This is a genomic window from Diaphorobacter oryzae DSM 22780 (assembly GCF_059568935.1).
Genome location: NZ_JCANUL010000001.1, coordinates 46,318 through 66,959, shown reverse-complemented (window position 1 = coordinate 66,959; position 20,642 = coordinate 46,318). Strand labels below are relative to the sequence as shown.

Annotated in this window: 22 protein-coding genes and 1 tRNA gene; 9 read left to right on the top strand and 14 right to left on the bottom strand. The window is 68.3% G+C overall.

The window, feature by feature from the left end:
• Positions 1-174: 174 nt before the first annotated feature.
• The 3 genes from BP68_RS00360 to BP68_RS00350 are packed head-to-tail and all read left to right on the top strand — an operon-like array spanning position 175 to position 3,147.
• Positions 175-852 (top strand): response regulator, encoded by a 678-nt coding sequence (locus tag BP68_RS00360; protein ID WP_496367932.1) that lies wholly within the window; start codon positions 175-177, stop codon positions 850-852.
• A complete protein-coding gene (locus BP68_RS00355) occupies positions 849-2,318 on the top strand; it encodes an ATP-binding protein (protein WP_496367930.1) in 1,470 nt (489 codons plus the stop codon). The genes BP68_RS00360 and BP68_RS00355 overlap by 4 nt, the downstream gene beginning before the upstream one ends.
• Positions 2,319-2,322: 4 nt before the next feature.
• A complete protein-coding gene (locus BP68_RS00350; protein WP_496367928.1) occupies positions 2,323-3,147 on the top strand; it encodes a TlpA family protein disulfide reductase in 825 nt (274 codons plus the stop codon).
• Between the two features lie 40 nt (positions 3,148-3,187).
• On the opposite strand, the gene BP68_RS00345 is transcribed toward BP68_RS00350, so the two are convergent.
• Positions 3,188-4,090: an MBL fold metallo-hydrolase gene (locus tag BP68_RS00345; protein WP_496367926.1), complete on the bottom strand. Its 903-nt coding sequence runs from the start codon at positions 4,088-4,090 to the stop codon at positions 3,188-3,190.
• A 118-nt stretch (positions 4,091-4,208) separates the two neighbouring features.
• Between BP68_RS00345 and BP68_RS00340 the strand changes: the two genes are divergently transcribed.
• The 4 genes from BP68_RS00340 to BP68_RS00325 all read left to right on the top strand — a co-directional run bounded on the left by BP68_RS00340 (position 4,209) and on the right by BP68_RS00325 (position 6,163).
• The gene (locus BP68_RS00340; protein WP_496367924.1) at positions 4,209-4,538 is read left to right on the top strand and encodes an ArsR/SmtB family transcription factor; all 330 of its coding nucleotides are present in this window, start codon (positions 4,209-4,211) and stop codon (positions 4,536-4,538) included.
• Between the two features lie 4 nt (positions 4,539-4,542).
• Positions 4,543-4,986 (top strand): YeeE/YedE family protein, encoded by a 444-nt coding sequence (locus tag BP68_RS00335; protein ID WP_496367922.1) that lies wholly within the window; start codon positions 4,543-4,545, stop codon positions 4,984-4,986.
• Positions 4,987-5,015: 29 nt separating this feature from the next.
• The gene (locus BP68_RS00330; RefSeq protein ID WP_496367920.1) at positions 5,016-5,438 is read left to right on the top strand and encodes a DUF6691 family protein; all 423 of its coding nucleotides are present in this window, start codon (positions 5,016-5,018) and stop codon (positions 5,436-5,438) included.
• 107 nt (positions 5,439-5,545) lie between these two features.
• On the top strand, positions 5,546-6,163 hold the full coding sequence (locus tag BP68_RS00325; RefSeq protein WP_496367918.1) for a DUF599 family protein: 618 nt from the start codon (positions 5,546-5,548) through the stop codon (positions 6,161-6,163).
• 4 nt (positions 6,164-6,167) lie between these two features.
• Here the strand turns inward: BP68_RS00325 and BP68_RS00320 are convergent, their stop codons facing one another.
• From BP68_RS00320 to metC, 5 genes are all read right to left on the bottom strand, one after another.
• On the bottom strand, positions 6,168-6,740 hold the full coding sequence (locus BP68_RS00320) for a hypothetical protein (RefSeq protein ID WP_496367916.1): 573 nt from the start codon (positions 6,738-6,740) through the stop codon (positions 6,168-6,170).
• Positions 6,741-6,805: 65 nt separating this feature from the next.
• Entirely contained in the window at positions 6,806-8,323 is a 1,518-nt protein-coding gene (locus tag BP68_RS00315) for an NAD-dependent succinate-semialdehyde dehydrogenase (RefSeq protein WP_496367914.1), read from the bottom strand.
• 89 nt (positions 8,324-8,412) lie between these two features.
• Positions 8,413-9,345: a uroporphyrinogen decarboxylase family protein gene (locus BP68_RS00310; RefSeq protein WP_496367912.1), complete on the bottom strand. Its 933-nt coding sequence runs from the start codon at positions 9,343-9,345 to the stop codon at positions 8,413-8,415.
• A 48-nt stretch (positions 9,346-9,393) separates the two neighbouring features.
• A complete protein-coding gene (locus BP68_RS00305; RefSeq protein WP_496367910.1) occupies positions 9,394-10,383 on the bottom strand; it encodes a Bug family tripartite tricarboxylate transporter substrate binding protein in 990 nt (329 codons plus the stop codon).
• Between the two features lie 58 nt (positions 10,384-10,441).
• Positions 10,442-11,650 (bottom strand): cystathionine beta-lyase, encoded by a 1,209-nt coding sequence (gene metC, locus BP68_RS00300; RefSeq protein ID WP_496367908.1) that lies wholly within the window; start codon positions 11,648-11,650, stop codon positions 10,442-10,444.
• A 137-nt stretch (positions 11,651-11,787) separates the two neighbouring features.
• On the opposite strand from metC, the gene BP68_RS00295 reads away from it, so the two are divergent.
• Positions 11,788-12,255, top strand: coding sequence for an Lrp/AsnC family transcriptional regulator (locus BP68_RS00295; RefSeq protein WP_496367906.1), 468 nt, complete (start codon positions 11,788-11,790; stop codon positions 12,253-12,255).
• Here the strand turns inward: BP68_RS00295 and glyA are convergent.
• The 6 genes from glyA to BP68_RS00265 are packed head-to-tail and all read right to left on the bottom strand — an operon-like array spanning position 12,237 to position 18,389.
• Positions 12,237-13,520 carry a serine hydroxymethyltransferase gene (glyA, locus tag BP68_RS00290; protein WP_496367904.1) on the bottom strand — a complete coding sequence of 428 codons (1,284 nt, stop codon included), beginning with the start codon at positions 13,518-13,520 and terminating at the stop codon, positions 12,237-12,239. The two genes, BP68_RS00295 and glyA, sit on opposite strands and share 19 nt — an antisense overlap.
• A gap of 10 nt (positions 13,521-13,530) precedes the next feature.
• The gene (locus BP68_RS00285; protein ID WP_496367902.1) at positions 13,531-14,151 is read right to left on the bottom strand and encodes a tryptophan synthase subunit alpha; all 621 of its coding nucleotides are present in this window, start codon (positions 14,149-14,151) and stop codon (positions 13,531-13,533) included.
• Positions 14,152-14,179: 28 nt separating this feature from the next.
• Positions 14,180-15,415: an aspartate aminotransferase family protein gene (locus BP68_RS00280; RefSeq protein WP_496367900.1), complete on the bottom strand. Its 1,236-nt coding sequence runs from the start codon at positions 15,413-15,415 to the stop codon at positions 14,180-14,182.
• Positions 15,412-16,344: a pyridoxine/pyridoxal/pyridoxamine kinase gene (gene pdxK, locus BP68_RS00275; RefSeq protein WP_496367898.1), complete on the bottom strand. Its 933-nt coding sequence runs from the start codon at positions 16,342-16,344 to the stop codon at positions 15,412-15,414. The genes BP68_RS00280 and pdxK overlap by 4 nt, the downstream gene beginning before the upstream one ends.
• A complete protein-coding gene (locus BP68_RS00270) occupies positions 16,341-17,144 on the bottom strand; it encodes a YggS family pyridoxal phosphate-dependent enzyme (protein ID WP_496367896.1) in 804 nt (267 codons plus the stop codon). Before BP68_RS00270 ends, pdxK begins: the two co-directional genes overlap by 4 nt.
• Positions 17,145-17,147: 3 nt before the next feature.
• Positions 17,148-18,389 (bottom strand): benzoate/H(+) symporter BenE family transporter, encoded by a 1,242-nt coding sequence (locus BP68_RS00265; protein WP_496367894.1) that lies wholly within the window; start codon positions 18,387-18,389, stop codon positions 17,148-17,150.
• A 107-nt stretch (positions 18,390-18,496) separates the two neighbouring features.
• Here BP68_RS00265 and pdxR point away from each other — a divergent pair, with 107 nt between their 5' ends.
• Positions 18,497-19,978, top strand: coding sequence for a MocR-like pyridoxine biosynthesis transcription factor PdxR (gene pdxR / locus BP68_RS00260; RefSeq protein ID WP_496367892.1), 1,482 nt, complete (start codon positions 18,497-18,499; stop codon positions 19,976-19,978).
• An 88-nt stretch (positions 19,979-20,066) separates the two neighbouring features.
• Here pdxR and BP68_RS00255 read toward each other — a convergent pair.
• Positions 20,067-20,143 (bottom strand) — tRNA-Pro (locus BP68_RS00255).
• 27 nt (positions 20,144-20,170) lie between these two features.
• Entirely contained in the window at positions 20,171-20,605 is a 435-nt protein-coding gene (locus BP68_RS00250; protein WP_496367890.1) for a MerR family transcriptional regulator, read from the bottom strand.
• Positions 20,606-20,642 lie beyond the last annotated feature (37 nt).

Genomic DNA, 20,642 nt, shown 5'->3' with positions numbered 1-20,642 from the left:
GGTGCGATGCCCTGTTGCGGGGAGTCTGTCAGATACAGGACTTCTGCGAAGGCAAGGCCCGGTACGGCCAGGCCCGCACCAGGGCCGCATTCGGTACAGCGGGCCCAGCAACGCGCCGTAATGCGGGGATAACGTGCCATTCCTAGAATGCGGGCTTTTGCCCAACGAGCCTGCATGCACATCCTGATCGTCGAAGACAACGCCCTGGTGGCCAGCGGCATCCGGACCGGGCTGGAGCTGCATGGCTTCACCAGCGACACGGCGGCCAGCGTGGCCCAGGCCGAGGCCCGCATGGCCAGCCGCGACTTCGATGCCTGCGTGCTCGACCTGGGGCTGCCCGATGGCGATGGCATCAACCTGCTGCGCCGCTGGCGTGCCAGGGGGCATGACCTGCCCGTGCTCATCCTCACCGCGCGCGGCACCATCGAGGACAAGGTGGCCGGCTTCCAGACCGGAACCGACGACTACCTGACCAAGCCCTTCGACCTGCAGGAGCTGGTGCTGCGCCTGCAGGCCCTGCTGCGCCGCGCGGGCGGGCGGGCCAGCGATCTGCTGGCGCTGGGCGACTGCCTGGTGAACATGACCACGGGCGAGGTTGTGCGCGACGGCGCTCCGGTGGACATTTCGCGCCGCGAGTGGATGCTGCTGCAGGCGCTGCTGCAGGCGCGGGGCCGGGTGCTGAGCCCGGCGCAGCTGCACGACAGCCTGTATGGCCTGGACCTGGACGTGGGCAGCAACACGGTCAACGTGCATGTGCACCACCTGCGCCGCAAGCTGGGGGCCGACATCATCGACACGGTGCGCGGCCTGGGCTTTCGCCTGGGCACGCGCTACTGCGGCGGTGCGGCATGACGGCGGCGCCGCGCAAGAGCCTGCGCCTGCGGCTGATGCTGGGCCTGAGCCTGACCATCTGCCTGATCTGGGGCGGCGTGGCGGCCTGGCAGTTCACCAACATGCAGCGCGAGCTGCGCACCATGCTGGACGAGCGGCTGATCGCATCGGCCAAGATGGTGGTGGGCATCGTGCAGCAGTTCCAGCACGCCGAGCTGGCCGCCGCGCCGGGCGCGCACAACGACGCGCTGCTGTCGGTGATTGCGCGCGACGGCGTGGCCTGCGAGGTGAGCCTGGTGCGCAGCGAGGTGGACATACTGCCCATCGCCCGCACCAGCAACATTCCGGACCTGGCGTCGGCCGGCAGCGCGGGCTTTGGCCAGATCACCAAGGGCGGCAAGCAGTGGCGCACCTATGTGCAGGAGGAAAACGGCGTGCGCGTGGCCACCGCCGACCGGCTGGACGTGCGCGATCATCTGGTGGAGACCTTCGTGCGCACGCTGGTGCTGCCCTTTGCCCTGGCGCTGGGCGGCATCCTGCTGCTCACCTGGTGGATTTGCTCGCACAGCCTGCAGCCCCTGGAGCAGCTGCGCGAGGAACTGGGCCGACGCCCGCCGCAAGACCCCACGCCCGTGCAGTCGGGCCATGACACCCAGGAGCTAGCCCCGCTGGTGGACAGCCTGAACCAGCTGCTGGCGCGCATGGATGCCAGCATCGAGCATGAGCGCCGCTGGACCGCCGACGCCGCGCACGAGCTGCGCACCCCGCTCACGGCCATCAAGACCCATGTGCAGGTGGCGCAGCTGGCGCTGGCCGCCAAGCGGCCGGACGCCTCGCCCGAGATCGCCGCCAATGCCCTGCGCCAGGCGGGCGAAGGCATTGACCACATGCACGCCACGCTGGAGCAGCTGCTGCAGCTGGCCCGGGTGGAAAGCGCCAGCGCCGGCGAGGCACGCAGCACCACGGGCGCGGGCATTGCCCAGGCCTTCCAGCTGGCGTGCCGCCAGTCGCAGCAGCGCGCTAGCGGCGAGGGCGGGCCCCTGCCCGCCCGGCCGCTGGACATGCGCCAGTTACCGGCCGACCCGCAGGCCTGGGAAGCCATCCAGCTGCCGCTGGCGCCGGCGCTGCTGACCTGCGCCATCACCAACCTGATCGACAACGCGCTGCGCCACCACCGCGGTGCGGAGCCGGTGAACGTCACGCTGCAGTGGCACGCCGACGCCGCCCAACCCGGCGACTTGGGGCGGGTGGAAATGTGCGTGCACGACCAGGGGCCGGGCCTCACGGCCCAGGAGTGCGAGCAGGCCATGCAGCGCTTTTGGCGCAAGTCCGGCAGCGGCCCGGGCAGCGGGCTGGGCCTGACCATCGTGCGGCGCATTGCCGAAAGCGTGGGCGGCACGCTGGTGCTGGAGCCAGGCGCGCCGGGGCTGCTGGCACGCCTGAGCCTGCCCGCGCAGGCGGCCATGCCCAGCGTGGCCGGGGGTTGAGACGATGGAACGCGTGCTGCAACTCGGCCCCCTGGTGCTGCCCTGGGCCATGCTGATCCTGCTGGCCGGCTGGCAGCTGGGCAGCCTGGTGTACGAACGCCTGTCGGCGCGCCAGGGCCTGGCGCACGGCCCGCATGGCTGGCGGCTGGCCCTGCTGGCGCTGCTGGCGGCGCGCCTGGCCTTTGTGCTGCGCTACGCGGGCGAATATGCCGCCGCCCCCTGGTCGGTGATCGACATCCGCGACGGGGGCTGGGAGCCCTGGGCCGGCCTGGGCGCCGCCCTGCTCTATGTGGCCGTGCTGTGGCTGCGGCGCAGCCCCTGGCGCCGGCCCGCCGCCCTGGGGCTGGCCACATTCGCCGCCGTCTGGCTGTCGGGCCTGGCGCTGCTGCAGGCCACGGCGCCAAAGGACCAGGATGGCCTGCCGCCTTGGCGCGGCGTGGCCCTGGATGCGCGCACCGTCGCCATGCCCGAGCTGCGCGGCCAGCCGGTGGTGGTGAACCTGTGGGCCAGCTGGTGCCCGCCCTGCCGGCGCGAGATGCCGGTGCTGCTGCAGGCGCGCAACGCGCAGCCGCAGGTGCGGTTTCTGTGGATCAACCAGGGCGAGGACCCGGCCGTCGTCGCCCGCTTCGCCGCCGGGCATGGCCTGCCGCCGGCCGACGTGGTGCTGGATCAGTCCTCGCAGCTGGGCCGCGAGCTGGGCCACCGGGCCCTGCCCACCACGCTGTTCTATGACGGCCGGGGCCGCCTGACCGCCGTGCGCGCGGGCGAGCTGTCCGCGGCCACGCTGGCGCACCACCTGGCGCGCATCACCGGCCCCACGGCCGATTGATGGCCGATTAACAGCGATTGACGGCCGCGCCCGGCCCGGGTCACCACACGCCCTGCGGCGCGCCCTCGCCCTTCAGAAAGGCGTTCACCGGCAGCTGGATGTAGGTGCGCCCGTCGTCCTGCGCGGGCGGCAGCTTGCCCGCGCGCAGGTTGACCTGCACGGACGGCAGGATCAGCGTGGGCATGGCCAGCGTCGCGTCGCGCGCGGTGCGCATCTGCACGAAGGCGGCCTCGTCCACGCCGTCGTGCACATGGATGTTGGCGCGCCGCTGCTCGGCCACGGTGCTGACCCAGGCGGGCGCGCGGCCGGCGGGCGGGTAGTCGTGGCACACATGGATGCGCGTGTCCTGCGGCAGCGCCAGGATGCGGCGGATGGAGCGGTACAGCGTGGCCGCGTCGCCGCCGGGAAAGTCGGCGCGCGCCGTGCCCACGTCGGGCATGAACAGCGTGTCGCCCACGAAGACGTCGCCACCCACGCGGTAGGCCATGTCGGCCGGGGTGTGGCCGGGCACCAGCAGGGCGGTCACCTCCAGCCCGCCCACGCGGAAGGTCTCGCCGTCCTCGAACAGGTGGTCGAACTGGCTGCCGTCGGGCAGGAAGGCATGCTCGAAATGGAACACGCGGCGAAACAGCTGCTGCACCTGGCGGATATGCGCGCCGATGGCCACCTTGCCCCCCAGGTGGTGGCGAATGTGCTGCGCGCCCGAGAGGTGGTCCGCATGGGCGTGCGTCTCCAGGATCCACTGCACCTGCCAGCCCTGGGCGCGCACGTAGTCAATGATGCGGTCGGACGAGGCGCTGGTCAGCGTGCCGGACTTGGGATCGAAGTCCAGCACCGGGTCGATCACCGCCGCCTGCCCCGCCCGGGTGTCGGCCAGCACATGGCTCACGGTGCCGGTCACGGCGTCAAAGAAGGCCTCGATATGCATGAAGTCCTGGGACATGGGGTCATCCTTTCCGGTTATGGGGCTTGCACGGCCGCAGGGGATGGCGGCGCGGCAACAATCTATTTTTCGATATATTATATAAAAACATATTGTATTGCACCGCACCCCTTCCACCATGCCTGAAGACACACCAACGACGGAACTGGACCTGGCCGCCATGCGCTCCCACGCGGGCGAGGCGGTGGCCATGCTAAAGCTGCTGGGCAACGAGGACCGGCTGCTGCTGCTGTGCCAGCTGGCCGAGCGCGAGCGCACCGTGGGCGAGCTGGAACAGCTCACCGGCGTGGCCCAGCCCACGCTGTCGCAGCAGCTGGGCGTTCTGCGCCGCGACGGCCTGGTGGGCACGCGGCGCGAGGGCAAGTTCATCTGGTACCACCTGGCCGACGACCGGGCGCTGCAGCTCATGCAGTCCCTGCACCGGCTGTTTTGCACACAAGGAGCCTGACACCATGACCATTCTCTGGAATTCCTTCACGCCCTGGGCCTCGCTGGCGGGCGGCCTGCTGATCGGGCTGGCCGCCGCGCTGCTGATCGTGCTGCTGGGCCGCATCGCGGGCATCAGCGGCATCGTGGGCGCGCTGCTGCAGCGCGGCACCTGGGCCGGCTTTGGCGGCTGGGGCTGGCGCGCGGCCTTCGTGCTCGGCCTGGTGACCGCGCCGCTGGTGTGGCAGCTGTTCGCGCCGCTGCCGCCCATGGAGATACCCAGCGACCCGCTGACCCTCATCGCGGCCGGGCTGCTGGTGGGCTTTGGCACGCGGCTGGGCTCGGGCTGCACCAGCGGGCATGGCGTGTGCGGGCTCTCGCGCCTGTCGCTGCGCTCGCTGGCGGCCACCCTCACCTTCATAGCCACGGGCGTCGCCACCGTCTTCGTGGTGCGCCACGTACTGGCCTGAACCGCACCCACACACAAGGAGATCCACACATGACCGCCGCCATCGCTTCGCTTGCCGCAGGCCTGATCTTCGGGCTGGGGCTGATTCTTTCCGGCATGGGCAACCCGGCCAAGGTGCAGAACTTTCTGGACCTCTTCGGGGGCTGGGACCCGTCGCTCGCCTTCGTCATGGGCGGCGCCATCGCCGTGGGCCTGCTGGCCTTCGCCTGGGCCCGCCGGCGCAAGACCGCCCTGCTGGGCGGGCCCATGCAACTGCCCACGGCCACGGCCGTGGACGGCCGCCTGCTCACGGGCGCCGCGCTGTTCGGCGCCGGCTGGGGCCTGGCGGGCTTTTGCCCCGGCCCGGCGGTGATGAACCTGGCCACGCTGCACGGCGAGGTCTGGCTCTTCGTGGCCGCCATGCTGGTGGGCATGCTGGCGCAGCACGCCTGGGACTGGCGCACGCGCTCCTGAAACGATAGCTGGTAGCGCTTGACCTTCGGGCGATTCAGATGCATTCGATGCCAAGACGCCCGAATGGCAAGCGCGACAAGCTCCTTATTTCATAGCACATTAACACCATGGATTCCCTGCTGTTCCTCGTCGCCGCCGCGCTGCCCATGCTGTATCTGGCCCGGCACTGGCTCATGACGCCGCCGGCCACCCGCGCCAACACCCGCCTACGCCAGGAATGGTTTGCCGCCGTCGCCGAGCACAAGGGCTCCGAGGTGCTGGGCGTGCAGACGCTGCGCAACTCCCTCATGTCCTGCACCATGACGGCCACCACGGCCACGCTGGCCTTCATGGGCGGGCTCACGCTCACGCAGGGCCACTGGCCATCGCAGTGGTGGCACCACGGCTTTCCGGGCCTGGGCAGCGCGCAGGGCCTGGCGTTCTGGAATGCGTTTGCGGTGCTGGTGCTGCTGGCGCTGGCCTTCCTCACGTCCATGCTGGCCGCGCGCAACTACCACCATGCGGGCTTCGTGGCGGGCATGCCGGTGGAGTCGGCCGCGCGCCGCACCTGGCAGGCCCATGGCGAGCGCAGCCTGGCGCGCGCCGGCCTGTATTACAGCCAGTCGCTGCGGATGATGATCTGGGCCGTGCCGCTGGCGCTGTTCCACGTCCACAGCATGCTGGGCACGGCCAGCGCCGTGGCGCTGTTCGCCGTGATGTGGTGGCGGCTGGACGTGGACCGCTGAGCTGCTACTTGCCGCCCAGGCGGTCCAGCAGGCCGCCGCGGTTGCTGTCAGGGCTGACCGGCTTGCCGCTGGCGCCCTCCACGGCCGTCAGGAAGTAGCTCATCGACTCCACCGCCTTGCCGCGCTGCTCGCCGCTGTTGATGGTCTCGTCCAGGCTGCGCCCGTCCGCCGTGTACACCCGCACCCAGCTGCGCGGGGTGTAGGCGATCTGGTCCACCAGGCGCAGGGGCACGTCGAAGGACGTGGCGGGATAGCCCAGGGCCGGCGCCTCGGCGCGCGAGCGCGAGCGCACCCGGATCGCTTGGCTGGCGCCCAGGTGGAAGTCCGCCCCCGTCACCTCGGCCGTCTGGTGGGGCAGGCCCACCGTGAGCACCGCCTGGCCGGGCTTGGCGCTGGTCCACGCCGCCGCCAGCGTGGGGCAGCGCGGCTGCGAGCACACCACGCTCTCGGGCGCCACGGTCACCGTCTTGGCGCCGCCTTCGGCCACGCCCTGCTGGATCTGGGGAACCAGGGTCTGCCTGTTTGCGCAGCCCGCCAAAATCATGGCGCCCGCGACGCCAGCCAGCCACAACTTCATGGCTTCACTCCTGTGTGCAAAAGCGGCATGGTGCCACGGTTGCCGGGCCCCGCGCGCCACCCGCCCTATGGGGCCGCTTCCGCGGGCGACTGCAGGATGTCGCCAACGCACAGGTACTTGATCTCCACGTAGTCGTCCATGCCGTGGCGCGAGCCCTCGCGGCCCAGGCCGGATTGCTTGACGCCGCCGAAGGGCACATGCTCGGTGGCCAAAATGCCCACGTTCACGCCCACCATGCCGTATTCCAGCGCCTCGCCCACGCGGAAGATGCGCCCCACGTCGCGCGTGTACACGTAGCTGGCCAGGCCGGACTCGGTGGCGTTGGCGGCGGCAATGACCTCGTCCTCGGTGTGAAAACGCAGCACGGGCGCCAGCGGGCCGAAGGTTTCCTCGCGCGTGCAGGCCATGGCCGGCGTCACGTCGGCCAGGACGGTGGGCTCGAAGAACTGGCCGCTGCCCAGCGCGCGCAGGCGCTGGCCGCCCGCCGCCACGCGGGCGCCACCGGCGAGCGCGTCGTCGATATGGCGCTGCACCTTGTCCAGGGCGGCCTCTTCGATGAGCGGGCCCTGCACCACGCCGTCCTCGAAGCCATTGCCCACCTTGGCCTGGCGCACGCGCCGGGCGAACTTCTCGACGAAGGCGTCGTACACGCCGTCCTGCACATAGAAGCGGTTGGTGCACACGCAGGTCTGGCCCGAGTTGCGGAACTTGCTGGCGAAGGCGCCTTCCACGGCCGAGTCCAGGTCGGCATCGTTGAACACGATGAAGGGGGCGTTGCCGCCCAGCTCCAGGCTCAGCTTCTTCACCGTGGGCGCGCACTGCGCCATGAGGATGCGGCCGACCTCGGTGGAGCCCGTGAAGCTGAGGTGGCGCACCACGTCGCTCTCGCACAGCAGCCGGCCAATGGCCACGGAGTTGGCGCCATCGGCGCTGAGCACGTTCAGCACGCCGGCCGGGATGCCCGCGCGCTGGGCCAGCTCGGCCGCGGCCAGCGCCGTCAGCGGCGTGAGTTCGGCCGGCTTGACGACCACCGTGCAGCCCGCGGCCAGCGCCGGCGCCACCTTGCGCGTGATCATGGCCAGCGGGAAGTTCCAGGGCGTGATGGCCGCGCACACGCCGATGGGCTGGCGCAGCACCAGCAGGCGGCGGTTGTTGTCGAAGGTGGGCAGGGTCTCGCCGTTCACGCGCTTGGCCTCTTCGGCAAACCACTCGACGAAGCTGGCCGCGTAGGCCACCTCGCCGCGCGCCTCGGCCAGGGGCTTGCCCTGCTCCGCCGTCATGATGCGCGCCAGGTCGTCCGCATGCGCCAGCAGCAGATCGAACCAGCGGCGCAGCAGCTGGCTGCGCTCCTTGGCGGTCTTGCGCCGCCATTCCACCCCCGCGGCCTCGGCCGCCTGGATGGCCTGCCGGGCATGCTCCGGCCCCAGGTTGGCCACGTCGGCCAGGTGCGCGCCCGTGGCCGGGTCCTGCACGGCAAAGCGCTGCTCGCCCGCGACCCAGCGGCCGCCGATCAGGGCATGGGTTGTCAAGAGCTGCGGGTCGTTCAGGGCCTGCAGCGGGCTGGCGTCGGTCAAGGAATGCATGGCGGAAAAATGGCTGAGCAAGCCCCTGCCGCTCCAGGGCAGGAGCCGGCATGGGCCGCGGGGAACGGGGGCGGGGGCGGTGCTGCGCCTTACAGGCCCAGCGTGTACTCGCGCAGATAGCGCAGATTGCGCTGCGAGGTGAACGAGGGAATGGTGCAGCCGGGCGCGATGATGAAGTTGTCGCGGCCCACCTGCTGCAGACTGTCGTCCACCTCGGCGGCGATCTCGGGCAGAGCACGCTCCTGGATGCGCGTCTCGTCGATGCCGCCCATCAGGCACTTGTCGGTCATGGCGCGCAGCTGGGCCAGGCTGGGGTTGGTGGGCAGGCGGTCGGAGACGCTGAGCACCTCGAACGGATAGCCTTGCACCCGGTCCATTTCCAGCGAGCTGCCGTGCACGTGCAGCACGCGCGCCATGCCTTCGGCGGCCTGGAGCACGGCCACGGTGAAGGGCTTCTGGAACGTCTCGTGCTGCTCCTCGGTGGCGCCGCGCGCTACATGGGACGGAATGGCGCCGTTGATGGACAGGAACATGCCCTCGATGCCCAGGGCCTTCACCGCGGCGATGTAGTCGCACATGACTTCGGTCACCACCTCCAGCGCGGCCAGTGCCTCGCCGCGGTGGCGGTACAGGTTCTGGGCCTGCGTGAAGCCGATGTTGCGCACGATTTGCTGGTAGGGCTCGAAGCCCGTTTCCAGCAGGGGCGTGTCAGGACAGGCTTCCTGGATGCGCTGCAGGCATTCGAGCTGGGCCACGAAGCAGGGATCCTTGAGCGAGATCCGCGTGTAGGCGCGCAGGCTGGCCGGGTCTTCCAGCGTTTGCACGCCGGCAGGCACCGGGTAGCGGTAGTCGTTCATGACCTTGAGCACGTCCCATTGGTATTCGCGCAGGAACTCGATGTGCAGGTCGGCCGTCTGGCGGCCCTTCAAATGGTCGGACAGAAAGTGCACCCAGGCCGTGACGGGAGGACGGTCGACGGGCTGGCCCTTGACGGCGGCGAGAAAGCGTTGGCGTTGGTTCATGTTCTTCATGGCAAGGCAAAAAACGATAGGACAGGCGGCGCGCGGCGCTCAGCGGGGCTGCACGTTGGCGCCGCGCAGCAGCTCACCCACGGTGACCATGCTGTCTTGCAGGCGCTTGGAGTAGTCCGCGGGCGAGGTGCTGGGCGCGGGGAACATGGCCTGACCTTCCACGGCAGCGCGGAACTCGGGGTCGTTCACGGCCTTGGTGACCTCGGCGTAGAGCTTGTCCAGGATGGGCTTGGGCGTACCGCCCGGAGCCGCCACGCCGATGCGCGTCGCGAAGCGGTAGTTGGGAAAGCCGGCCTCGGTGGTCGTGGGGACATCGGGCAGCATGGGCAGGCGCTTGGCCGAGGTCACGGCCAGGGCCTTGAGCTTGCCGCTCTGGATATGCGGCAGCGGCGTCTGGGGCAGGTCGAACATGACCTGGATGCGGCCGGCCAGCAGGTCCAGGATGGCCTGCGACGCGCCCTTGTACTGCACATGGCTCATCTGCACGCCCGTCTGGCGCGAGAAGTTCTCGCCGGCCAGGTGCAGGGTGTTGCCCAGCCCGGCGGAGCCGAAGTTGACCTCGCCCGGATGGACCTTGGCGTAGTCCACGAACTCCTTGAGGTTGGAGGCCGGGAACTGCGGCGGCACGGAAACCACCAGAGGCGATTCCACGAGGTTGGAGATGCCGGCAAAGTCCTTGACCGGGTCGAACGGCAGCTTGGCGTTGAGCGCGCTCAGCGAGGCATGGGTCAGCTCGCCGATGAGGTAGATGGTGTAGCCGTCAGGCTTGGACTTGGCAATGTGCTCGGCCGCGATGATGGTGTTGCCGCCCGGGCGGTTGTCCACGATGAAGGGGTGCTTCATGTTGTCGCCCATCTTGCGCACCAGCAGCCGCGCCAGGAAGTCCGAGGAACCGCCAGCCGCGTACGGCACGACCAGGCGGATGGGCGTGCTGCCCGAGGGATAGGCCTGCGCCTGGGCCAGGGCCGGTGCTGCGGCCAGCAGCGCGCAAGCGCCCCATGCGAAGCTGCGACGGGAAATGGCGAACATGTTTGTCTCCTTGTTGGCAGTCAAAAAAAAGGTGCGAGGGTAATCAAATCAGAAAAACCTAGTGGGCCTGCAGCAGAGCGCTGCCGCTGCGCTCCATGCACTGCTCTACCGCCTCCAGCGCCTGCAGCAGGTCGGCCGCCAGGTCCTGGGCATCCTCCAGGCCCGCGTGTATGCGCACCAGGGGGCCCTCCAGATCCCAGGCCCGGGTATTGCGCCTGGGCCGGTCCATGGGCAGGACCAGGCTTTCGTAGCCGCCCCAGGACAGCCCGATGCCGAACAGCTTCAAGCCGTCGAAGAACGCGGCCAGGGCCTCCCGGCCCATGGGGCGCAGTGCGATCGAGAACAGGCCGCTCGCCCCCAGGAAGTCGCGCTTCCACAGCGCATGACCCGGGTCGCCGGGCAGCGCCGGATGCATGACGCGCTCGACCAGCGGGTGGCTCGACAGCATCTGCGCCAGGTGCAGGCCCGTGGCCCAATGCTGCTGCATGCGCAAGGCCAGGGTGCGCACGCCGCGCAGCGCCAGAAACACGTCGTCAGGGCCCACGGTCTGGCCGAAATCCTGCACGCCCTTGCGCAGCAGCGGCCAGGCGCGTTCGTTGGCGGTGGCAACGCCCAGAATGGCGTCCGAGTGGCCCACCAAGTACTTGGTTCCGGCCTGCACCGACACGTCCACGCCATGCTCGAAGGGCTTGAAGAACAGCGGCGTGGCCCAGGTGTTGTCCATGACCACGTAGGCGCCCACGGCATGGGCCTGGGCGGCGATGGCGGGAATGTCCTGCATCTCGAAGGTGCCCGAGCCCGGCGCCTCGACGAACACCACGCGGGTGCGGGGACGCAGTTGCCCGGCAATACCGGCGCCCACACGCGAGTCGTAGAACTCGGCCTCTATGCCGAAGCGCGCCAGCACCTGCTCGGCAAAGGCCCGGGTGGGGCCGTAGACGCTGTCGGGCAGCAGCACATGGTCGCCGGCGCTGACCAGGGCCAGGATGGCATGGGTGCAGGCCGCCAGGCCCGAAGGCAGGACCAGGGAACGGTAGCCGCCCTCGGCCTCGGCCATGATTTCCTCCAGGGCGCCCGTGGTGGGTGTGCCGAACCGGCCGTAGGAGGCGTAGGGGTTGTCGGGCTGCTTGCGGCTTTCCCATTCCGCCAGGGTGGAGGACAGGATCGTGGAGCCCCGGTAGATCGGCGTGTTGACCATGCCGTGGTGCAGCTCGGGGCGGCGTGCGGCATGGGCGAGGAATGTGGAGGCTTTCGCGGTTGCGGGCATGGAGGCAATCAAGGGGTCTTGGAATGTGCTCCAGTCTAGAAATTCCCTGTTGGAAAAGGGATTCAAATTTCAGGCACTCCAGCCCAATTGACGCAAAATAATTCCACTCAAATTTTTATTTGTGGAAATTAATTCCCATGGATCGGATAGACATACAAATTTTGTCCCTACTGCAAGAGGACGCCACTCTTTCGCTGCAGCAGCTCAGCGAGGCCGTGCACCTGTCTGCCACGCCGTGCTGGCGCAGGCTGCAACGATTGGAACAGGAGGGCTACATCCAACGCCGCGTGGCCCTGCTATCGCCGCAAAAGCTGAACGTGGGCGTGACGGTCTTCGTGTCCATACGCACCACCCAGCACAACGACCAGTGGATGCGCAAGCTCACGCGCGTGGTGGCAGACATCCCCGAGATCGTGGAGTTCTACCGCATGAGTGGAGACATTGATTACCTGCTGCGCGTGGTGGTCCCCGATGTCAGCAGCTATGACGCCGTCTACAAGCGCCTGGTCAAGGGCATAGAACTGTCGGGCGTGTCGTCCAGCTTCGCCATGGAGCAAATCAAATGGACGACCGCCCTGCCCCTGGATTACATCCCGTCGGCGTAGGAACGGTACACGGGGTGCTGTCGGCACAGCGCCCTCACCTGCTCGCGCACCCGAGCGGATACGGCTTCGAGCTGTCCTGCTTCAAGAGCGTCCAGCACGTCGCACAGCCAGCCGGCAAGCCGTTCGCACTCGGCCACGCCAAAGCCGCGCGTGGTGACGGCCGGTGTGCCGATGCGCACCCCCGAGGTGACGAATGGCGAGCGCGGGTCGTTGGGCACGGAGTTCTTGTTGGTGGTGATCCAGGCACCGGCAAGCGCGGCATCGGCGTCCTTGCCCGTGTAGGGCTTGCTGGACAGGTCGATGAGCATCAGGTGGTTGTCGGTACCGCCCGAGACGATGCGATAGCCGCGCTGCTGCAGCACGGCCGCCATGGCGCGAGCGTTGGCGATGACCTGGCGCTGGTAGGTCTTGAAGCCGGGTTGCAGCGCCTCCTTGAAGGCAATGGCCTTGGCCGCGATGCTGTGCATCAGCGGACCGCCCTGGATGCCGGGGAAAACGCCTGAATCGAGTTTCTTGCAGAAATCCTCGCCCTGCCCCTGGGCCAGGATGATGCCGCCGCGCGGGCCGCGCAGGGTCTTGTGCGTGGTGCTGGTGACCACGTGGGCGTGGGGCAGCGGGTTGGGGTACTCGCCGGCCGCGACCAGCCCCGCCACATGGGCCATGTCCACCCAGAAGATGGCGCCCACCTTGTCGGCGATGGCGCGCATGCGTGCCCAGTCCTTGTGGCGCGAGTAGGCCGAGAAGCCGCCGATGAGCATCTTGGGCCGGGTTGCCAGCGCAATGCGCTCCATCTCGTCGTAGTCGATCAGCCCCGTCTCGGGGTCAAGGCCATAGGGCACGATCTTGTAATGCCGGCCGGAGAAGTTGGAGGGATTGCCGTGGGTCAGGTGGCCGCCCTGGGCCAGGTTCATGCCCATGACGGTGTCGCCGGGCTGGGCCAGGGCCAGAAAGACCGCCGCATTGGCCTGCGCACCAGCGTGCGGCTGCACGTTGGCGTAGTCGCATTCGAACAATGCCTTGACACGCTCGATGGCCAGGCGCTCGGCCACGTCCACGTTGTCGCAACCGCTGTAATAGCGGCGGCCGGGGTAGCCTTCGGCGTACTTGTTGGTGAAAACCGAGTTCTGCACGGCCATGACCAGCGGGCTGGCGTAGTTTTCGGAGGCGATCAGTTCGACATGGTCTTCCTGGCGGCGCTCTTCGCTGCGAATGGCTGCGGCCAGCTCCGGGTCGAAGTCCGCGAGGGTCAGGGATGGGTCGTACATGGTGGGTGTCCTATCGACGGGTGCGTTGAGGTTTGGAAATTCGGGGGGATTCGGCGGCATTCAGGTCCAGTTGCCGGCGGGTGGCGCGGATGAGGTCGCTGGCTGCGGCCAGCGCCTCGGCTGCGGGTTTGCCGGCCAGGCTGTCGATGAGCCGTGCGCCAATCGCCTGGGCGTCGGCCAGGCTGGCGCCGCCCAGCCCGGCCAGGGACCCGGACAACTCCTGCGGACCATCGGCCACCAGTAAGCCATCCACGCCGGCGCGGGCGGCGTCCTCGGCAAGGGCGCCCGGCTGGCGCAACGGGTCGTGGCGTTCAATGAGGTGGGCATGGCCCAGCAGCACCACAGGCGTGTCGCTGTCCGATTGGCGGAACTGCCGCACATGGTCCAGCACCTGCGGCAGCCCGGTGCCCAGCCGCAAGGCATGTTGACGGGCCGCCTGGATGAGCGGTTCGTCGCCAGATGGGCCGGAGAACGGTACGCACAGCGCAATGGCGTCGGCACCGGCCTCGACCAGTACGTGCATCAGGGCGGGCGTGATGTCGGCATAGGGGTAGCCGCCCACCACGTAGGGGACGAGCGCCCTACGTCCTTGCGCGGCCAGGTGCGCGGCTTTGGCGGCAAGCCGGTTCATGGCAGGCCCACCTGCCAGCAAGCCGCATTCATGGCGCCAGCGCCATCGGTGCCGCCGCGCCCTGCTCCGCCGCCACGGCACCACCCCCGCTGGGCGCCAGCAGACGAGCCACTCGTGCCACGATGTCGTCGATCTGCGCCTCGCTGCACACCAGCGGCGGTAGCAGGCGGATGGTGCGCTCGCGGGTCACGGTGATCAGCAGGTACTGCTCCGCCAGTGCGCGGCCAACCAGCTCCTGGCAGTTACCGCCCAGCTCGATGCCCGCCATCAGCCCCAGCCCCCGGATGGACTGCACGTCCGGATGGCGGCCCAAGGCCTGCCGCAGCCCGGCCAGCAGGCGCTCGCCCAGCAAGGCGGCCCGCAGCGGCAAGCGGTCGCGCTCCATGATGTCGAGCACGGTGCAGGCCACGCGGCAGGCCAGCGGGTTGCCACCGAAGGTGGAGCCATGCTGCCCGGGCGAGAACAGGTCGGCCGCGGCGCCACGCGCCAGGCAGGCGCCGATGGGCAAGCCGTTGCCCAGCGCCTTCGCCAGGGTCATCACGTCGGGGGCAACACCGGCATGCTGGTGCGCAAACCAGGCGCCCGTACGGCCCAGACCAGTCTGGATCTCGTCGAGCATCAGCAGCCAGCCGTGGCGGTCGCACAGGGCACGCAGCGCCCGCAGGTAGTCGGGGCTGGCGACGCGGATGCCGCCTTCACCTTGTACGGGCTCCACCAGCACGGCGACGATGCCGGGGCAGTCTTGCGCCGCACTGCGCACGGCGTCGATGTCGTCATAGGGCACGCGCACGAAGCCGGGCAGCAGCGGCTCGAAGCCGCTTTGCGCGGCGGGGTTGCCCGTGGCAGAGAGCGTGGCCAGCGTGCGGCCGTGAAAGGCGTTCTCCATCACCAGGATTTGCGGCTGCTCCACCTGCTTGCGATGGCCGTGCAGCCGGGCGAGCTTGATGGCGGTCTCGTTGGCCTCGGCACCGGAGTTGCAGAAAAAGACCTTCCCCATGCCGGACAGCGCGCACAAGCGCTCGCCCAGCCGCTCTTGCCATTCGATGCGGAACACGTTGGAGGTATGTAGCAGCATGCCCGCCTGCTCCGCGACGACTGCAGCGATTTCGGGGTGGGCATGGCCCAGGCTGGTGACGGCCACGCCGGCGATGGCGTCCAGATACTGCGCGCCCTGCTCGTCCCACAGGAAGGCGCCGCTGCCGCACACGAAAGAGACAGGTTGGCGGGAGTAAGCCCGCATCAGGTGGGTAGGGGTTGACGTCATGAAGGAATGCTCCGGTGGCAGGCGAATGAAAATTGGCGGGCCCGAATCAGTTCAGGCGGATGCCCTGGGCGATGGGCCTGGCCTCTCGCCTGCGCGGGCAGCAAGAGTTCGGCGCATTGCGCCTGTTCGGTGTGACGCAGAACCTGCACGACTTGCTGGCAGGCCCTGGCCGCGGCCTCTGGCAGGGGCACTCCGCCCAGCCAGTGCCCCGTCAGTGCCGCGCAGAACAAGTCGCCGGTTCCCTTGGGAACGATGCCGACGCACGGGTGGGTGAGGACATGGACATGCGCACGGGTTACGAGGACGACCTGCATCTCGCCCGGCGCCCATGTCTGCGGCGCGGCACTGGTCACGGCCACCCATTCGGTGCGACCGACCAGCAAGGTGCGCGCGGCGGCCGCGACGCTGGCGACATCGTTCACCGGCAGTCCGGTGAGCCGCGCCAGCTCGAAGCCGTTGGGCGTCAGTCCGTGTGCCAGCGGCAGCAGATGCTCCCGATAGGCGGATGCCATGCCCGCGTCAACATAGATGCCGTGGTCGTGGTCACCCATCACGGGGTCGATGACGATGCGCACCTCCGCGCGCTCGGCCAGCAGCGCGCGCGCCCAACGGGCCAGCGCCACGGCCTGGGCAGGGCTGCCCAGATAGCCGGCCAGCACGGCCTTGAGCGACCGCAGGGCGCCGCGCGCGGACAGGTCCTGCAAGTAGCCCTCGAACCATTCGATGGGCAAGGCGCCGCCGTGCACCGTCGGGTAATGCGGGGTGTTGCTGAGCACCACGGTCGGCACGGCCGCCACCGACAGGCCCAGCGCCTCGAGGGCGGGCACGGCGGCGTTGTTGCCCACGCGGCCATAGACCACCTTCGATTGCACCGACACCACGTCGAGCCGCAAAGGCTGCTCGCCCGGCAAACCATCCAGGTCCATCATGGAGCTCCCTCCGCCATGCTGGTGGGCCAGTAGTAACTATCCGGCCGATCTCTCGCGCCAAAGATGGCCTGACCCACACGTACCACGGTGGCGCCCTCTTCTATGGCGATCTCGAAATCGCCCGACATGCCCATGGACAACTCCGGCAGCTCGATGCCCGCAGGCGCGCTTTGCCGCAGTTGCTCGCGCAGGCCGCGCAGCAGGACAAAGCAGCGGCGCACGCGTTCGGCCTCGGCGGAGAACAGGGCCAGCGTCATCAGCCCGCGCACGCGCAACGCGGAGAACGCGGGCAGTTGCTGGATGAAGTCCGCCGCGTCCTCGGGCACCAGGCCGTATTTGCTGGCCTCACCCGAGGTGTTGATCTGCACGAACACGTCCAGCGACCGCCCCTCGGCCTGCAAGCGCCTGTCCAGCGCCTCGGCCACGCGCAGGCTGTCCAGCGCCTGGAACTCGCTGGCAAAGCGTGCCACCAGCTTGGCCTTGTTGGTCTGCAGGTGGCCGATGACCGACCAGTGCAGATCGGCCAGGTCCTGCATGGCCTCCCATTTGCCAGAAGCCTCCTGCACCTTGTTCTCGCCAAGCATGCGGCAGCCCGCCGCATAGGCCAGGCGCAGGCTGGCTTCGGGCTTGGTCTTGCTCACCGGCAGCAGCCGCACGCTGGCCGGATCGCGGCCGACGCGCTGACAGGCGGCGGCGATGCGCGCCCGTACGGCGGCGAGGTTGCACTGGAAATCCTCGACCGTGGCGGCCTGGGGATACAGGCCGTGCTGGTCGTGGCGGGTCTGTGTGGATGCAGGCATGGCTTATCCCTTCCTGATGGCGGACTGGACGATGGCAGCGCTGGCAGACGGTCTCCGCCAAGGCATCTGGCCGTTGAGAACGGCATAGGAGAGCAAACCGATCAGCAGCCCCCAGAACGCACCACCGATGCCGAACAGGGTGATGTTGGCGGCAGCGGCCAGAAAGGTGATCAGCGCGGCCTCGCGCGTCTTGGCGTCGGCCAGGGCGTTCGCGAGGCTGCCGCCGATCGTGCCGAGCAGCGCCAGGCCCGCCAGCGTGGTGATGAAGGTCGCGGGGAAGGCCATGAACACGGCGGCCAGCGTCACCCCGAACACGCCGACGAGGATGTAGCACACGCCCGCGGCAATACCGGCGATCCAGCGCTTGGACGGGTCCTCGTGCGCCTCCCGGCCTGTGGCGATGGCTGCCGTGATGGCCGCGATGTTGAAGGCATGCGAGCCGAACGGCGCCATCAGCAGCGAGCCCAGGCCCGTGACGGTCACGATGGGGTTGGCGCTGGTCTTGAAGCCGTCGTTGCGCAGCACCAGCATGCCGGGCATGTACTGGCCCGTCAGCGTGATCAGAAACAGCGGCAAGGCGACGCTGAGCAAGGCATTGAGCGAGAACTCTGGCCGGGTGAACACGGGTGCGGCAAAGCGCAGCTCCAGCCCCGACAGATCGACCCGGTGCTGTAGCAGCAGGAACGCCAGCCCCAGCACCAGGATGCCGACAACGGCGTAGCGTGCCGTGGCGCGCTTGAGCACCACATAAGACACGATCAGCAGACCGGCCAACGTCGGGTCGACACTCATGCCGCCAAAGGCCTGGATGCCGAACTGCAGCAGGATGCCCGCGAGCAGGCCGGCGGCCACGCCGGAAGGAATCAGCCGGATGACCTTCTCGAAATAGCCCGACAGCCCCAGCACTACGAAGGCCGCGGCCGATATCAGATAAGCCCCCACGGCCTCGGCGTAGGGTGTGGTTGCCAATGCCGTGACAAGGAACGCGGCCGCCGGCGTGGACCAGGCCGTGATGATCGGCTCGCGCGTCATCCAGCTCAGAAACAATCCCGTCACGCCCACGCCAATCGAAATCGACCACACCCACGACGCCGTCAGCTCGGGGCTGAGGCCCGCCACCTTGGCCGCCTGGAACACCAGGATGAAAGTGCCGCCGTAGTTGACGATGACCGAGATCAGGCCGGCCACGATGGGATGGGTGAGATCGCTCCAGCGAAGAGACGAAGGCGAATTGGCGGATGACATGGTCTTGATACGACTCCCAAAAAATTGGACTGTCTCGTGGGGACTTGATTTATAGGTGTGTAATGGCTTGGTAAAACCATCCACTTTCAACAAGGCATACAGACCAATTGTTCAAACACGCCCAACTTGAATCCGTCAAGGCCTGGATGGGAGACCCCGCGCATGGCGCCTTGCCGCGGCATGTGCGCATCCAGCGAGCCATGCGGCAACTGATCCTTGACGGCGCGCTGGAGGTGGGCCGCCCGTTGCCCGCTTCGCGCGCGCTGGCCCAATCGCTGGGCGTCTCGCGCGATACGGTGGAGGCGGCCTACGGCCAGTTGCACGCCGAAGGCTTCATCGAGCGGCGCGTGGGCAGCGGCAGCTTTGTGTCGGAGCAGGTGCAACGCCTGCCGGGGCACGGCCTGCAGCGGCGCTCGGCTAGGCTCCAGCCCGCGTTGCGGCTGAGCCAGCGCGGTCAGGCCATGTTTGCGGGAGGCGGTGTGCGCGACTTTCTGGCACCGCGCGCCTTTGCGCCTGGCGTGCCGGAAACGCGCAATTTCCCACTGCATACCTGGGAGCGCTTGCAACGGCAGGTGCTCAAGGAATACGGCACTCAGGCGCTGCTGCACAGCCCGCCCCAGGGCATGGAGCCGCTGCGCCGGGCCATTGCCGACTATGTGAATCTGGAGCGCGGCGCACGCGCCACGCCCGAGCGCGTGCTGGTGCTGACCAGTTCACAGCAGGCTCTGACCTTGTGCGCCAGCGTGCTGCTTGATGCCGGCGAACGCATCTTCATCGAAGACCCCGTCTATCACGGCGCGCGCAAGGCCTTCGATGCGGCAGGGCTGGAATGCGTGCCCGTACCGCTGGATGCCGATGGCATGCAGGTGGACCTTCTGCAGACGGCGCAGCCTGCAAAGGCCGTGTTCCTGACACCCTCCCACCAGTTCCCCACCGGCACGACGCTGGCGCTGGATCGGCGGCTGGCCGCCATCGAATGGGCGCAGCGGGAGCAGGCCTGGATCATCGAGGACGACTACGACAGCGAATTCCATTACGCGGGCAAGCCCACGGCCTGCGTGCAGGGCCTTGATCCGCATGAACGCACGATCTACATCGGCACCTTCACCAAATCGCTGTTCCCCGGCCTGCGCATCGGCTACATGGTCTTGCCGCCCCAGTTGGTGGCACCCATGACGGTGGCGCGCACCTTGCTGGACGGGCACAGTGCGCCCATCCCGCAACTGACGCTGGCGCGGTTCATCGAGGGCGGGCACCTGGGCGCGCATGTGCGCACCATGCGCGCCGTCTATGCCCAGCGGCGGGACGTTCTGGCACGGTTGGTGCGCGAGCATCTGAGCGATTTCCTGGAGCCGCGGGTACCGGCGGGCGGCATGCAGATGCCCTGCGTCTTCACACGCGACATTCCCGAGCATGAGGCCGTGGATATTGCGCGCCGAGCCGGCATCGACCTGCTGGGGCTGACGGCACTGCACGCATCGTCCAGACACAAGGCCGGGTTTCTGATGGGGTTCGCCGCCCACACGCCGAACGAGCTGGAAGTCGCCGTGAAGAAGTTGGCGAATGTGCTGCGCGCGCTGAGCCATTGAGGCATGGCAACGTGAACCGCAGAAAGGGGTAGTGAGCCGAAAATGAAAAAAGGCTCCTAGCTGGATAGCTAGGAGCCTTTATCAATAATGGTCGGCGTGGCGGGATTCGAACTCGCGACCCCTTGCACCCCATGCAAGTGCGCTACCAGGCTGCGCTACACGCCGACAAGACTTGAATTCTATACTGAAAAATCAGTCGCAAAAGAGAAGTGCGCGAATTTCTTCCAATTCTTTTCTCAGCTGGTGCGAATTCAGCGGCGCAGCCATCGGCACCGCTGCATCCGATGGGTCACCGCCGTTCGGAGCCGCCGCACACGCAGCCTCCTCGCCCAGGCCTTCCGGCACGGCTTCGCGCGCACCTCGGTCCGCATGGGCCAGTTCCTGCAAACGGTTGCGTGCACCGCTGATGGTGAAGCCCTGGTCGTACAGCAGATCGCGGATGCGCCGGATCATCAGCACCTCGTGGTGCTGGTAGTAGCGGCGATTGCCACGCCGCTTCATGGGACGCAGCTGCGTGAACTCCTGCTCCCAGTAGCGCAAGACATGCGGCTTGACGCCGCAAAGCTCCGCCACTTCACCAATCGTGAAGTAGCGCTTGGCCGGGATGGAGGGCAGCAAGGTGCTCATGAAACTCGCATGGAAGAGGCAGAACCGTTAAGGGTAC

Excerpts from the sequence above, each read along its gene's own strand:
- pdxK (WP_496367898.1), bottom strand. The coding sequence starts at position 16,344 with ATGATGGACCTGGATGGTTTGCCGGGCGAGCAGCCTTTGCGGCTCGAC.
- BP68_RS00280 (WP_496367900.1), bottom strand. The coding sequence starts at position 15,415 with ATGACGTCAACCCCTACCCACCTGATGCGGGCTTACTCCCGCCAACCT.
- BP68_RS00270 (WP_496367896.1), bottom strand. The coding sequence starts at position 17,144 with ATGCCTGCATCCACACAGACCCGCCACGACCAGCACGGCCTGTATCCC.
- BP68_RS00325 (WP_496367918.1), top strand. The coding sequence starts at position 5,546 with ATGGATTCCCTGCTGTTCCTCGTCGCCGCCGCGCTGCCCATGCTGTAT.
- metC (WP_496367908.1), bottom strand. The coding sequence starts at position 11,650 with ATGCCCGCAACCGCGAAAGCCTCCACATTCCTCGCCCATGCCGCACGC.
- BP68_RS00315 (WP_496367914.1), bottom strand. The coding sequence starts at position 8,323 with ATGCATTCCTTGACCGACGCCAGCCCGCTGCAGGCCCTGAACGACCCG.
- BP68_RS00285 (WP_496367902.1), bottom strand. The coding sequence starts at position 14,151 with ATGAACCGGCTTGCCGCCAAAGCCGCGCACCTGGCCGCGCAAGGACGT.
- BP68_RS00250 (WP_496367890.1), bottom strand. The coding sequence starts at position 20,605 with ATGAGCACCTTGCTGCCCTCCATCCCGGCCAAGCGCTACTTCACGATT.
- BP68_RS00355 (WP_496367930.1), top strand. The coding sequence starts at position 849 with ATGACGGCGGCGCCGCGCAAGAGCCTGCGCCTGCGGCTGATGCTGGGC.
- BP68_RS00295 (WP_496367906.1), top strand. The coding sequence starts at position 11,788 with ATGGATCGGATAGACATACAAATTTTGTCCCTACTGCAAGAGGACGCC.
- BP68_RS00320 (WP_496367916.1), bottom strand. The coding sequence starts at position 6,740 with ATGAAGTTGTGGCTGGCTGGCGTCGCGGGCGCCATGATTTTGGCGGGC.
- BP68_RS00305 (WP_496367910.1), bottom strand. The coding sequence starts at position 10,383 with ATGTTCGCCATTTCCCGTCGCAGCTTCGCATGGGGCGCTTGCGCGCTG.
- glyA (WP_496367904.1), bottom strand. The coding sequence starts at position 13,520 with ATGTACGACCCATCCCTGACCCTCGCGGACTTCGACCCGGAGCTGGCC.
- BP68_RS00330 (WP_496367920.1), top strand. The coding sequence starts at position 5,016 with ATGACCGCCGCCATCGCTTCGCTTGCCGCAGGCCTGATCTTCGGGCTG.
- BP68_RS00350 (WP_496367928.1), top strand. The coding sequence starts at position 2,323 with ATGGAACGCGTGCTGCAACTCGGCCCCCTGGTGCTGCCCTGGGCCATG.
- BP68_RS00310 (WP_496367912.1), bottom strand. The coding sequence starts at position 9,345 with ATGAACCAACGCCAACGCTTTCTCGCCGCCGTCAAGGGCCAGCCCGTC.
- BP68_RS00265 (WP_496367894.1), bottom strand. The coding sequence starts at position 18,389 with ATGTCATCCGCCAATTCGCCTTCGTCTCTTCGCTGGAGCGATCTCACC.
- BP68_RS00335 (WP_496367922.1), top strand. The coding sequence starts at position 4,543 with ATGACCATTCTCTGGAATTCCTTCACGCCCTGGGCCTCGCTGGCGGGC.
- BP68_RS00360 (WP_496367932.1), top strand. The coding sequence starts at position 175 with ATGCACATCCTGATCGTCGAAGACAACGCCCTGGTGGCCAGCGGCATC.
- BP68_RS00340 (WP_496367924.1), top strand. The coding sequence starts at position 4,209 with ATGCCTGAAGACACACCAACGACGGAACTGGACCTGGCCGCCATGCGC.
- BP68_RS00345 (WP_496367926.1), bottom strand. The coding sequence starts at position 4,090 with ATGTCCCAGGACTTCATGCATATCGAGGCCTTCTTTGACGCCGTGACC.